This is a genomic window from Vibrio sp. 1167, assembly GCF_033340375.1.
Taxonomy (GTDB): domain Bacteria; phylum Pseudomonadota; class Gammaproteobacteria; order Enterobacterales; family Vibrionaceae; genus Vibrio; species Vibrio alginolyticus.
This window is the reverse complement of sequence record NZ_JAWOWK010000007.1, coordinates 217247-230010: the sequence shown is the minus strand read 5'-3', so window position 1 is coordinate 230010 and position 12764 is coordinate 217247. Positions and strand designations below refer to the sequence as shown.

Here is a 12764-nt window from a genome sequence, read left to right as displayed (position 1 = left end):
CTACAATCAAAAATTGCAACGCAGTTATCGAGTATTTTAACAAGCTAGAATGACCAGTTATTTACTACGATTGGTATAACCTATACTCAATCTCACTAAAGCAACCAACCCCATGTGAAACTCCACAAACAAAAGGCTGAGGAGCAGATCTTTACCCTACAAACAATGTACTAGCTATTTTGATTTTGTTAGTTCGTATGGCCTTAATATGAATGTTCAATATAAATAGGAAAACACTTTAGGACTTACTAGAAAAAGTGGGCTCGCAAAATTAGAGCAAAAGTTATCAAGCGGACTCAATTAGTGATGTTTGTATAAAAACACGTACAAGAAATATAAATGATAGATACAAAAAAACCCGCAGGGGATGCGGGATTTTTACTAGTGACTAAATTGGTTTAAAGGTGACTAGCCTTGAATGCCAACGATTAACCATGGCGCATTAGGCGCAGTCAAGTCACGCTCTAGGTGCCAGATATCTTCGATTTCTTCTTCAACACCTTCTACTGTGTCACGGTAACGACCGCTAAACTGCAGACTAAGCTGTGCTTTATTTGCATCGTAATCAGCACGGACGATCTCCGCATCAACGTACATTACGTCAGTATGCTGCTCACCGTCGAGCTTCGCGCGCTCTGCTTTTAGGTCTTCAAACAAGCTTGGAGAAACATATTCTTCAATAGTTTCTAACTGGTTGTGATTCCACGCACCTTGCAGGATTCGATAGTGTTCACGAGAACCATTAATGAACGCTGCTTGGTCAAAACCCGGTGGGTAGTTATGTGGTACGTCTGTTTGAGCGCCAAAACCACCAAAGCCACCATTATTTGTGTTTGGTTGTTGCTCAAAGTTTTGCATGTTTGGTTGCTCAAACTTAGATGCGTTGCCACCAAATGCAGGCTGTTGACGATGCTGGTTCATACTGCCCTGCTTCGCACCTAGCATACCACGCATTAGTTTAAAGATGACAAAGGCAATCAAACCAATAATTAGGATATCCATAAACTGGATACCTTCAAAAGCACCGCCAAAGAATGCAGCAAGTAGACCACCAGCAAGAAGTCCGCCTAGCAGACCACCCATAAGGCCTTTCTTACTTGAAGACTTTGTCGTCTGATCTTTGCCGACCGTATTGGTGTTTTGTTGCTGTTGTTTCGGTGCTGGTGCAGTTTTGTAGCTCTTACCGAAAGACTTACTGCCACCAAACTTCTTCGCTTCCGCGATAGGCGTTACAGCAACAGTAAACATCAATAAAGCAACAATAGAAAATAAACGTTTCATCGTTATCCTTAAAGTTAGCTATCTAAGATAGTGCCCCATTTTCAAGACGAAACAATCGTTGTTTCAAACAGTAGCACGCCAAAGATGATTTTTAAGTCATCATACTCTGTATACCGATTGATGAAAATAGCTTATAGAAGCTGACATGTATCAGAATATTGCCAAAAATGCAGACTGCTCACACTGCTTACAATTCAGCTGAAGGCGCTTGATCAATGTAAAAAAAGTATGGAATAAGTTCACTAATACTCCAGATTGTTTTACTTGAATTAGAATCAGTGACACAGCTCAGAATCCTACACCTTGAGGGCACTTGGACACATTGCCTTGTTGACGGTTAATAGGTAGCTGACTATCATATTGAACGATGTTCAATAAAGTAGTTTGAGAGTATGGCGCGCAGAAACGATCACACCCGAGAAGAGTTAGTGAATTTGACGTTAACAACGGTCAAAAACTTTTTAGATGAGAATTCTTACCACGAACTCAGTCTTCGTAAAATCGCTAACATGATTGGTTACGTGCCAAGCACATTGGTAAATGTTTTTGGTAATTATAATTTGTTGTTGCTTCATGTTGTCGCTCAAACTTTAGATGAGTTATCTCAAGAAGCACGCAAAGCGACTAATGACAGCAAAGACTCCCATCAAGCGCTTTTTGAACTCGCTTATTGCTACCACGATTTTGCTCAAAAACACCCATACCGTTGGCAGTTAGTGTTCGAACACAACATGAATGGAGCAGAACTTCCGGAATGGCATGCCAAACGTATCGATGGTATGACGGGAATGCTAGAGTCACTATTGGCTCAAATCGCACCACATCGTACTGAATCCGAAGTGATTCAAGCGAGTCGAGTCCTTTGGTCTGGCGTACATGGCATTACTTTACTCAGTGTTGATGATAAGTTTTTCTCTAGTGAGCCGATTGATGGCAAAGAATTGATCAGTAATCTTCTTTCTAACTACCTCACGAACTGGTAACAAAGGATTATCCATGTCATCCGACAGACAGCCGTCCTTACTTACGCAGAGAAAGTTCCTGCCCTATTTCATTACTCAGTTTTTTGGCGCTTTCAACGACAATATTTTTAAAAACGTTTTGCTGTTGTTTGTCGCATTCGCTGGCTCCAGTGCACTACCTATTTCGAGCAATTTGTTCATCAACCTTGCGGCAGGCTTGTTCATTCTACCGTTCTTTCTGTTCTCTGCTTCCGCTGGCGTATTAGCCGACAAATATGAAAAGTCATGGTTTATTCGTAAGGTCAAACTATTTGAAATAGCCATCATGCTCTTGGGTGCCATCGGATTCATAACCGAAAGTTATGGTGTGCTTTTATTGCTACTGTTTTTAATGGGCACACAGTCAGCATTTTTTGGCCCAGTTAAATATGCCCTTTTGCCTCAAAAGTTAAATGCTAAAGAGTTAGTGCCCGGCAACGCTCTTGTTGAAGCTGGTACCTTTATCGCCATCCTTATTGGCACCTTAGGCGCTGGGATTATAGCCTCTGCAGACAACGCAAAATACCTCGCCGCATTTTGTGTCGTGATCTTCGCATTGTTAGGCTACTTGTCGAGCCGCTCAATCCCCTTTGCTGCAGCCAGCGCACCCAATCTCTCTTTTCGTTGGCAACCATACAAGCAAACCAAACACACGCTCTCTATCGCCAAATCCGATCGAGTTGTTTTTCAATGCATAATGGCAATAAGCTGGTTTTGGTTTTTAGGCGCCGCATATCTAACACAATTCCCGAATTTCACTAAGATTTACCTAAATGGCACCGAGAGTGCGGTGTCTTTCTTGCTCGCTCTATTTTCCATTGGTATCGCGCTAGGGTCGCTACTTTGCAATTGGATCTCAAACCATCGTATAGAAGTCGGTGTTGTGCCAATTGGTGCCTTTGGCATTACGGTATTTGGGTACCTAATGGCCACTTCCATTCCCAATGATCTACCTACTTTCCATAACTTTGTAGACTTCTTTAGATATGAGCCTTTTTGGCCATTATTTTTCTACCTATTGATGATTGGTGCTTCGGGCGGTTTGTTTATCGTGCCTCTTTACGCATTAATGCAGCATCGAGCAAAGGAAACCGAACGTGCTCAAGTCATCGCAGGGCTCAACATCTTTAACTCTCTGTTTATGGTCGGCAGCGCTGTCTTAGGTATTGTGTGCCTAAGTGTAATCAAGATGACAATTCCTCAACTGTTTGCATTGTTAGCCATTTTAAATTTCTTAGTCGCCGCTTACATCTTTTTGCAAATTCCTATTTTTGTAGTTCGCTTTGTCATGTGGATGCTTACGCACACCATCTATCGAGTTAAGCATAAGAATCTACACAACCTACCCGAGCATGGTGGGGCATTGATTGTATGTAATCATGTAAGCTACATGGATGCATTGCTACTTAGTGCAGTATGCCCAAGGTTGATTCGTTTTGTGATGGAGGAAGATTACGCCAACCTACCTCCATTAAGGCGCTTTTTACGTCGAACTGGGGTAATTCCAATTTCAGCGAGTAACAGAAGCTCTATCAGACGTGCATTTAACGATGTGGAAGCCGCGCTAAGCGAAGGTCATATCGTCTGTATTTTCCCTGAAGGAAGATTAACTTCAGATGGTGAAATGAATGAATTCATGCGCGGTATTGATATCATTCTACGTCGTAGCCCAGTACCCGTCATACCTGTTGCACTTAAAGGCTTATGGGGAAGCTATTTCAGCCGCGCAAAAGGTCGCGCATGCTGTGGCTTACCGACTCGATTTTGGTCAAAGCTAGAAATAGAGGCAGGACAACCGGTGCCACCAAATGAAGCAACGGCAAAAACAATGTTCGATAAAGTGCATCAACTCAGAGGCGACTGGCGATAAATACACTTGAACACATGTTTAGGATAACTGAACATGTGTTCAAATCATTAAGACAAACTGACCACACCCAGTGCGATATACTCTCCCTTTCATTCACAACAGCGAATAAAAACCTTGAATAGAAACTACCTCCTGTTTGGATTGGCGTTACTTTTTTGTTTAACCCCCCTTGCCTCCTCTCCCATTGCTCTAGTTATCGGTGTTCTACTCGCAAGTTTTGGTTTTGTGCCTTCCGAGCTGCCCATCGCTTCTTTTACTAAAAAGCTGCTGTCTTATTCGATTATTGGCTTAGGCTTTGGCATCAACTTCGAGCAAGCGCTTGCAGTCACATCGGATGGTATCGGCCTGATCATCGCCACTATTACAGGCACACTGCTCATGGGCACTCTCATTGCCAGGGTAATTAAATTGGAGCGAGTAACCGCTTACTTAATCTCATCAGGTACTGCAATTTGTGGTGGTAGCGCAATTGCTGCTGTGGCACCGGCGATTAAAGCGAAAGACGAGCAGATTGGATTAGCACTGGCAACGGTATTTGTCCTGAACTCCATTGCACTCTTTGTGTTTCCTGTGATTGGACATGCTTTAGGGCTAGATCAACACACGTTTGGCACATGGGCTGCGATTGCCATTCATGACACATCTTCTGTTGTCGGGGCTGCCTCGGCCTATGGGGAAGAAGCGCTAACTACGGCAACAACATTGAAACTCGCGCGCGCTTTATGGATCATTCCTGTTGCTTTGATCAGTGCCGTCATCTTTTCAAGAGGCCAAAAAGAGAATGGAAAGAAAAAACTAGCTATCCCTTATTTCATTTTTTGGTACTGTGCAGCTATCGCGTTTAGCGACTTCTTTCCTCAATTTGAAATGGTCTATCACGGCATTTTCATTGGAGCAAAGCAAGCATTGGTTGTATGTCTGTTCTTGATAGGTTGCAGCATTTCAATTTCAAAACTAAAGTCTGCTGGAGCTAAGCCACTGTTGTTTGGTGTGACTCTGTGGGTGCTAATTTCGACCACTTCTCTAAGTTGGTTACTGTTTTAGATATTGGTGGTCTGCTTATCGCGTTGAGGGGACGGCATTTCCCGTTTGCTATTTTTGTATATAACGACCAACGCAATAGCGATCAAAAATGCCGTTAGCTCTGCAAGAGAGCGGGCTAGCCCTTCACTACTTATCGCGATACCAATTTGTAGTGCTACTGCCGCAATTAAAACTAGCTTTGCCATCCTGAACCTTATGCATTTTATCTCCACGAAGAAGCATAATTATGATTCAGAGTTATAAGGATACGAAATTCTCTTTATGACTAATACATAGCAAAATTGACTAATGCTGAAGTGATGACAGCAGCCACTCTTTCACGGCCTTACGTGAAATTTTGATCCCACCTTCTAGTAGAGTTAGTGGCATTACATGGTATTCCACTGGCCATTTAAACTTCTCTAACTTTGATTGCAAGTGCTGGTCGTACTCCGACTTGCTGCGCAATCCATTGGTCTGAATCACAGCTACTGGTCTATGACCAAACTCCGCGTCTTCGACTGGAACCACTATACTCTGCACTACACCATCAATTTGGTTCAAAGCGGCTTCAATCTCTTCACAATGGATATTCTCACCACCAGAGATAAACTGATTGTCGGCACGGCCGATTATCTTTAATTCATCACCTTGCCACTCGCCAAGATCTTTGCTGTCAAACCAGCCTTTCTTATCCAGAAATGGGGTAACATGTCCTTGATGGAAATACCCTGCCGCTAATGTCTTACCGCCAACAAAAATGCGTTGGTCAACTAATTTTATCTTACGGTGCTTCAATACATGTCCAGCATTACTGGTGCTGTCAATTCTCTTTGCGGTAACGGTAGAGGCCGCCTCCGTCATCCCATAACCTAACCACGTCTCAATGCCTTGCCCTGATGCTCGTAGTGCCAACTCATGATCAACGTGACTGCCGCCCAGTAGCACATGTGTCAATGACAAATGTGCATCATCATCCAATAACCGTTTGAGCTGAGTCGCAACCAAAGAAGCGTGTGATACGCCCTGAACATCATCAACAAGTTTCCCTGAACCGACTTTTAGTGTTGCTCCGACATATAGCCAACGATAGACAATCGCTAATCCAGAGACGTGATACAGCGGAAGCGATAACAGCCAAGCATCTTGCTGAGTGAAAATGAACTCCTGCAACAAGCCCTCTGCAGACGCAAGATGCTGTCGATGTGTATGAACCACAGCTTTAGGCTCCCCTGTAGAGCCAGAAGTAAATACTACTGAAGCGAGCCGGTCATGATGATAGCTATCTTCAGTCAACGAATCACTCTCTTGCTGTGATACTACAGGCGATGAAAGCAATGTTGCCTTGAGTTTTTGTATATCATGTTCAGAAAAGGTCGAAGCGCACTCCTGAGAAAACCAGATAAACCGAGTTTGATCAGGCCTGTAAAGTGTAGCAAGCTTACCCTGCAACTTATCTAGTGGTTGTTCCATGGTCAGCGCAGCGAGCGCACCTAACTGTTTGGAGGCAAGATAAAACAACAGTGTTTCTACTTGGTTCTTGCCAACCAAAGTCAGCACATCCCCCCGAGTTACACCCAAGTCATTCAAATAGTGAGTGTATTGGTCAATACGCTTCGAGAGTTGTTGCCAGTTTAATACTTCTGTTGATGTCTTGAGTGCAATAGAAAAAGGGCTCGTTTGAGCCCAATATTTCCATGGTGCCTTCGCAATATTGTCTACGCAGAATGCCACACAATCTCCTGGTCTTTTAGAGGAAGAACGGGAAGTTCACACTTAGGCCAGCCCTGCTCTAGCTGAGCTTTGAGTAAGCCAATCGTATCCAAACCTGGAACTTCATCAGGCAGCTGCCATTGGGCAAAGCGCGCTAATTGAGTTAAACCGAGACTGGATTCAATGCTCGAGCTAATCACTGCTTTCATCCCCAGTGACTTCGCTTTCTCTATCAGTGTAATACAAAAATCCACTGAACCAATGAGTGTGGGTTTGATGATGATCGTTTTCACACCAGTTAGATCTTCAAGACGGAAATCTTCACGACGAACCGCATCTTGCAATGTTTCATCCCAAGCGATAGCAATACCAGTATTAATCGCAAAAGAGAGACTATCGCCAGGAGAGCGGCACGGCTCTTCTAGAAACGTGATTCGTTGACGCAGAGACGGAGCAATGTACTTAGCGAACTGCTGCGCTTTTTCTGGTGTCCAAGCGCGATTGGCATCGAGTCGAAGCGTTAATTGAGGGATTGATTCAAGAAAAAGGTTCACAAGCATGCCATCGCGAATTGGCTCATAAAGTCCAACTTTCACCTTAGCGACTTTCTCACCTTCCATTTCGTTCAGCTTTGGAATGAGCTCATCTGGGTCGCCAGTGCATAGTGGCGCTGTTTGGTATTTACCTTGTTGTGGTAAGCCACCAGCTAATTCAAGCTGTGCCATCGATAAACCAAACGCAACCGACGGGTACATCTTGGCATAATCCACATCCAACTCTGCTACCCAACGCTCCGCCTGTTCTTGTAGCTGAACACCCGCATCTTCGGTGCTCTCTAAGCTAAAACCAGGAAGAGGAGCGACTTCTCCAAGCCCTGTTTTACCATCTTCGGAAAGCGCAACAACATAACCAACACGTTCGGTTAGCTTGTTGTCACGTAGGATGACACCACTATCCATGGGCAAGCTATAACGATAAATTTTCGCTTCACGCATAATTCAAGTCCTATGTAATGCCGTATATTTGAGCGTTCTGACGAGCAATCCCACCAGCCTCCCAGAGGGCGAGGCGCTCAGGAAAAAAGGAACAGAGGAGCTAACACGCTCCTCATTTAGACGGATTATGGGTTGCGAGGGAATTTATCGAAGTCTGGGCGACGCTTCTCGTTAAAGGCATTACGACCTTCTTGGCCTTCATCAGTCATGTAGAACATCATCGTTGCGTTACCCGCTAGCTCTTGCAGACCCGCTTGACCATCACAATCTGCGTTTAATGCAGCTTTCAGGCAGCGCAATGCCATTGGGCTGTGCTGTAGTACTTCACGACACCAACGAACGGTTTCTTTCTCTAGATCCGCTAGTGGTACAACTGTGTTTACTAGGCCCATGTCTACCGCTTCTTGAGCATTGTAGAAACGACATAGGAACCAAATTTCGCGAGCTTTCTTTTGGCCTACGATACGAGCCATATAAGATGCGCCCCAACCGCCGTCAAATGAACCCACTTTAGGGCCTGTTTGACCAAATTGAGCGTTGTCAGCTGCAATTGTTAGATCACACATCATATGCAGTACATGACCACCGCCAACAGCCCAACCAGATACCGATGCGATCACTGGTTTTGGACAAGTACGAATATCGCGTTGGAAGTCCAATACGTTGAGGTGATGTGTGCCTTGGTCGTCTTTATAGCCGCCGTAGTCGCCACGGATCTTCTGGTCGCCGCCAGAACAGAATGCGTCTTCACCTAGACCTGTCAGAATGATCACGCCAACACCAGAGTCGTAACGCGCATCTGCCAACGCATCAATCATCTCTTTTACCGTTTGAGGACGAAACGCGTTACGCACTTGAGGACGCGCAATGGTGATTTTCGCGATACCATCTTCAGACTTATGGTAATGAATGTCCTCGTATTTCTCGCCGCAATCTTTCCATTGAACCGGAGCGTAAAGTTCTTCTTCAGAAATGCCTACTGTTTTAGCCATGGTGATTCCCATTGTTCTCGTTACTCTCACCAAAGTGAGACTGAATTATTTGCTTGGTATGTATCGCAAACTGTTTGGGCTGCTCTTGATGGACGTTATGACCAGCGCCTTCAACTTGTCGATACGCCAACCCGCTACGTTGTGCCAGTTGGCTAAATTTTTGGTCTTTCTCACCACACAAGTAATACACTGGTATGTTCTGCTTTTGCAGTGAGGGCAACAAATATGCCTGTTTGGCTAACGATGTCGCCATCAACATATTCGCCACCGCTGAGCCAAGATTATCACTTCGCTTCGCAATGAATGTTTGTCTTTGCTCATGGTTTAGTGAAGAAAACACCGCTTGTTGGTACCAATCGTTCAAAACACGTTCAAGTGGTTCAGTTTTGAAACGCATTGCCCAGCGAGCATCATTCTCTAATCTCACCTGTTTCTCTGACTCAGTTTGAAGCCCGAAGTTTCCCCCTTCAATAATCGCGCCTGCAATATTGAGCTCTGGAAAGCATTGATGGGCAATACCATGCATCGCAATGCGGCCGCCCATAGAGTATCCAATCAAAATAAGTGGTTGTTGTGAGGGAAATAATAAAGATAGTGTGGAACCAAGAAGTTTGCAGCAATCATTTAAATCGCAGCAAAAAATAGATTGGCTGCGTCCGTGACCAGGAAGGTCAACCGTAACACGCTCATATTCGGGTAATGCATTTAAACACGCGAGCCAATCGGCACCGCTACCGAGTAAGCCATGCAAAAACACCAAAGTGGGCAACGTTCTACTTTGGTGTTTTTCTAATACAGGGAAACGTTCAAAGTAAAGCATTCAGACTCTTATTAAATGCCTTGAGTGTCTCAGCTGCTTGGTTAGATGGGGTTTGAACCTCGACCAGCAACGTTCCTTGGCCGTGACATAAATGCTCTTTTACAGATGATTGGAATTGCTCCAGTGTAGAAACATGCAAATACGCCAAACCAAACTGCTTTGCCGCGTGTTCAAACTGATAACCATGAGGCATTTGATAATATGTCGTCCTGCGCTCTGGTGGTACTGGCAACATATCAAAAATCGCACCGCCGTCATTATTGGTAACAACAAGTACCGCCGGCAGTTTATTGTGAGAAAATAGCGCCAGAGAATTGAGATCATAAAGTGCTGCTGTGTCACCGATATACATCAGTAACGGATTACCTCTTGCCCGTTGCACGCCTGATGCTGCAGCAAACAAACCGTCAATCCCTGACGCACCTCGATTAGTGAAAACCTCTACACCATCCAATTTTCCGTACATATCGACAAGCCGAACAAACAAGCTATTACCCAAGAAAACATCTACGTTCTTTGTGCGCTCGTTGATGTCTGCTGCCAACGCAATTTCGTCAATGGCAGACGCTGAATCAGATAGGAAGGCTTCTTCGATACGTTGATGAACTCGCTTAACGTCATTCGCTAACCTATCAGCCCACCCAGCAAATATTGACTTCTCAAAACTAATGCGAGAAACCCACGTTTTAGGAGGCTCAACCCAGTGCATTTGCGCCAGATGATTTTGGTTATTCCGGTCCATACAAGGTGAGACATACCAATACTGAACGTCTTTACTTTGTTGATTTTTCGATACTTGTTTATCAATCCATTGGTTCAAACGTTTGGAGATGATTCGGCTACCAAATTGGATAATAAGTTCACAAGATTCAAGCTCGTTTGCAAACTCGGGAAGTTGAAGCCATACATCGTAATACGCCCAATCCGAACTGAGGCCACTTTGCGGGTCTGCAAGTACTGGCCATCCCATCTTTTGTGCAAATGCCTGCGCCGAACGCGCTTGTTCAAGCGGTAAGCTGCCAATCACAACCAAGCCTTTTTTGTCCGAAAAAGGCGGGATGTTCGCCTGTGACAAATGGCTAAAACGCTGAGTATAAGTGCCGCTTCCTTTTCGCCATCCGGCGACCGAATCTAAGTAGGTTTGATAATCCGCTTTTGCGCCGTTGGAATACAAAGGCTCTGGAAATGCACAATTAATATGAACAGCACTACCCTGCAATTGCTGAGTAAACATCACTTCGTCAACAGAGGTCAGCAACCAGTTAAGCGACGTTGCTAAATTTGGGCTTGGTAAATTCAAACTGGCCGAAACATGATGTGAAAAAATACCCAATTGATTTATCGCTTGGTTTGCACCACAGCCGACAAGTTCTACTGGACGATCTGCTGTCAGCAGCACCAGTTTTTCACCAGTAAGTTTGGCTTCGGCAACCGACGGTAATAGGTTCGCCACTGCCGTACCAGAGGTAACGATAATTGCCACTGGCTCCTGAGTAGCTTTCGCTAAACCAAGAGCCATAAAGCCCAGTCCACGCTCATCAAAATGAGTATGAATGGAAAAGTCGGACTGTTCTGCCGCTTCTAAAGTTAAAGGAGTAGAACGAGATCCGGGAGCGATACAAACATGCTTAACGCCAAATCGCTGAAGCTCAATCAATATGGTTTCTGACCAAACTCGATTGAGCACCGCTTGGTCATGACTCATGATGCGACTCCCAATGGCGGATGATCAGAAATCAGCGTAAGTAACGTCGACATTTTCTTATCAAGTTCTGCCCACTCATGTTCTGCCACAGAACCAGGCACAATCCCTGCGCCCGCAAACAGTTGTACTTGATCACCGAGCACAAGCGCGCTTCTGATTGCGACACAAAACTCTGCTCGTTCATGGCTTATGTAACCCATTGACCCCGCGTACCAGCCGCGTGCAAAGGGCTCATTATCAAGAATAAACTGCATGGACTCTTGTCGGGGTAAGCCGGCAACCGCCGCTGTTGGCTGAAGCGCCGATAACAACTGAACACCATTTATCCCCGCTCTTAGACTAGCGTGAATATTTCGCTTAAGGTGCTGCACTTTTCGTAGTCTGACCAAACTCGGTTCAGCTTCCACTTCAACCATTTCAGAATGCGGTGATAGACGGTCAATGATGTCGTCCACCACATACTGGTTTTCGTTGAGGTTCTTTTGGTCTTGGGATAACCAATTCGCCAACTCCATATCTTGAGTGGCATTGTCTCCCCGACCAATCGTGCCTGCCAACGCTTCAGTGTGGAGTTCATGCCCAACACGCGAATACAAACGTTCTGGCGTAGACCCCATAAAACTGTGCTTACTGTCTAAGCTCAGCATGAAATGGAAGCTATGATGGTTATTTAAGTAACTTGCTTTAAGTAGCTGTGCAGCACTTAATGTGTTATCAAGCTGCACGGTAGAACGACGCGCTAAAACCACTTTCTTAAAATCATCATTCTCTATACCAGTCAGAACTTTATGAACTAACTCATTCCATTGAGGCTGACTTGGCGTATGAACAATAGAGCGGATGTGAGACGAAATTGGAGCTAAGGCCGCGACCTCACAAACCAGTTTATTCAACCCAGCTAGAGTTTGCGCTTTGTCTTCTGAAATATTAACTGCGAGAGACCACTGTTGGTCAAAACGAATTAACTCAATTTGAGGCAAAAAGAAAAAAGAAGGCATACAGCGGCGATTCTTCTCATGCTGCCCATCAAAAGAGCGCCCGCCCCAGACTCTTTGCCCTTCACCTAGAATGGTATAAGCAGGACCTGGCTCAACAAAAGCGTGCAATTGCCCTAGTGCAACGACCTCTTCACGTGTATCGCGGGACTGCCAATAAAACTTAGGGAAAAGTGGTTGTGCATCAAGCCAATCAACAAATGAGAAATTAGGTTTCTCGCTAAGGGGCTCGACCAGACGTGTTTGATTGCCTTCCGATTGCTGAACTCGCTCGATAATTCTCTTTACGGCTTGATGGAACTGTGACAAATCAACCTCGTTGTATGTGAGGATAAATGGTAACTGACGGCTACTCTAAGTTTAGACCCA

The 12764-nt window shown here is 44.8% G+C and carries 11 protein-coding genes; 3 read left to right on the top strand and 8 right to left on the bottom strand.

The features are described 5' to 3' along the window. Nucleotides 1-408: 408 nt before the first annotated feature. The gene (locus R7Z78_RS16795; RefSeq protein ID WP_005384268.1) at nt 409-1281 is read right to left on the bottom strand and encodes a Tim44 domain-containing protein; all 873 of its coding nucleotides are present in this window, start codon (nt 1279-1281) and stop codon (nt 409-411) included. 392 nt (nt 1282-1673) lie between these two features. On the opposite strand from R7Z78_RS16795, the gene R7Z78_RS16790 reads away from it, so the two are divergent. The 3 genes from R7Z78_RS16790 to R7Z78_RS16780 all read left to right on the top strand — a co-directional run bounded on the left by R7Z78_RS16790 (nt 1674) and on the right by R7Z78_RS16780 (nt 5196). Next, complete coding sequence (locus R7Z78_RS16790) at nt 1674-2264, top strand: TetR/AcrR family transcriptional regulator (protein WP_005382308.1); 591 nt, start codon at nt 1674-1676, stop codon at nt 2262-2264. Nucleotides 2265-2277: 13 nt separating this feature from the next. After that, nucleotides 2278-4152, top strand: coding sequence for an MFS transporter (locus tag R7Z78_RS16785; protein ID WP_005382310.1), 1875 nt, complete (start codon nt 2278-2280; stop codon nt 4150-4152). A gap of 114 nt (nt 4153-4266) precedes the next feature. Continuing rightward, nucleotides 4267-5196, top strand: a complete 930-nt coding sequence (locus tag R7Z78_RS16780) for a YeiH family protein (protein WP_104975977.1) — start codon at nt 4267-4269, stop codon at nt 5194-5196. Here R7Z78_RS16780 and R7Z78_RS16775 read toward each other — a convergent pair. The 7 genes from R7Z78_RS16775 to R7Z78_RS16745 all read right to left on the bottom strand — a co-directional run bounded on the left by R7Z78_RS16775 (nt 5193) and on the right by R7Z78_RS16745 (nt 12704). After that, nucleotides 5193-5381 carry a hypothetical protein gene (locus R7Z78_RS16775; protein ID WP_005382314.1) on the bottom strand — a complete coding sequence of 63 codons (189 nt, stop codon included), beginning with the start codon at nt 5379-5381 and terminating at the stop codon, nt 5193-5195. The genes R7Z78_RS16780 and R7Z78_RS16775 overlap by 4 nt on opposite strands. A 100-nt stretch (nt 5382-5481) precedes the next feature. After that, nucleotides 5482-6909, bottom strand: coding sequence for an o-succinylbenzoate--CoA ligase (gene menE / locus R7Z78_RS16770; RefSeq protein WP_169644156.1), 1428 nt, complete (start codon nt 6907-6909; stop codon nt 5482-5484). Then, the gene (gene menC / locus R7Z78_RS16765; protein WP_064367948.1) at nt 6894-7883 is read right to left on the bottom strand and encodes an o-succinylbenzoate synthase; all 990 of its coding nucleotides are present in this window, start codon (nt 7881-7883) and stop codon (nt 6894-6896) included. The genes menE and menC overlap by 16 nt, the downstream gene beginning before the upstream one ends. A 125-nt stretch (nt 7884-8008) precedes the next feature. Continuing rightward, complete coding sequence (gene menB, locus R7Z78_RS16760; protein ID WP_104975975.1) at nt 8009-8875, bottom strand: 1,4-dihydroxy-2-naphthoyl-CoA synthase; 867 nt, start codon at nt 8873-8875, stop codon at nt 8009-8011. Beyond that, entirely contained in the window at nt 8868-9695 is an 828-nt protein-coding gene (gene menH / locus R7Z78_RS16755) for a 2-succinyl-6-hydroxy-2,4-cyclohexadiene-1-carboxylate synthase (RefSeq protein ID WP_042524030.1), read from the bottom strand. The genes menB and menH overlap by 8 nt, the downstream gene beginning before the upstream one ends. Continuing rightward, nucleotides 9682-11400 carry a 2-succinyl-5-enolpyruvyl-6-hydroxy-3-cyclohexene-1-carboxylic-acid synthase gene (gene menD / locus R7Z78_RS16750; protein WP_053303261.1) on the bottom strand — a complete coding sequence of 573 codons (1719 nt, stop codon included), beginning with the start codon at nt 11398-11400 and terminating at the stop codon, nt 9682-9684. Before menD ends, menH begins: the two co-directional genes overlap by 14 nt. Beyond that, entirely contained in the window at nt 11397-12704 is a 1308-nt protein-coding gene (locus tag R7Z78_RS16745) for an isochorismate synthase MenF (protein ID WP_017819991.1), read from the bottom strand. The genes menD and R7Z78_RS16745 overlap by 4 nt, the downstream gene beginning before the upstream one ends. Nucleotides 12705-12764 lie beyond the last annotated feature (60 nt).

Coding starts and splice junctions, on each gene's coding strand:
- menD (WP_053303261.1), bottom strand. CDS start 11,400: ATGAGTCATGACCAAGCGGTGCTCAATCGAGTTTGGTCAGAAACCATA.
- R7Z78_RS16775 (WP_005382314.1), bottom strand. CDS start 5,381: ATGGCAAAGCTAGTTTTAATTGCGGCAGTAGCACTACAAATTGGTATC.
- menB (WP_104975975.1), bottom strand. CDS start 8,875: ATGGCTAAAACAGTAGGCATTTCTGAAGAAGAACTTTACGCTCCGGTT.
- menC (WP_064367948.1), bottom strand. CDS start 7,883: ATGCGTGAAGCGAAAATTTATCGTTATAGCTTGCCCATGGATAGTGGT.
- R7Z78_RS16795 (WP_005384268.1), bottom strand. CDS start 1,281: ATGAAACGTTTATTTTCTATTGTTGCTTTATTGATGTTTACTGTTGCT.
- R7Z78_RS16790 (WP_005382308.1), top strand. CDS start 1,674: ATGGCGCGCAGAAACGATCACACCCGAGAAGAGTTAGTGAATTTGACG.
- menH (WP_042524030.1), bottom strand. CDS start 9,695: ATGCTTTACTTTGAACGTTTCCCTGTATTAGAAAAACACCAAAGTAGA.
- R7Z78_RS16785 (WP_005382310.1), top strand. CDS start 2,278: ATGTCATCCGACAGACAGCCGTCCTTACTTACGCAGAGAAAGTTCCTG.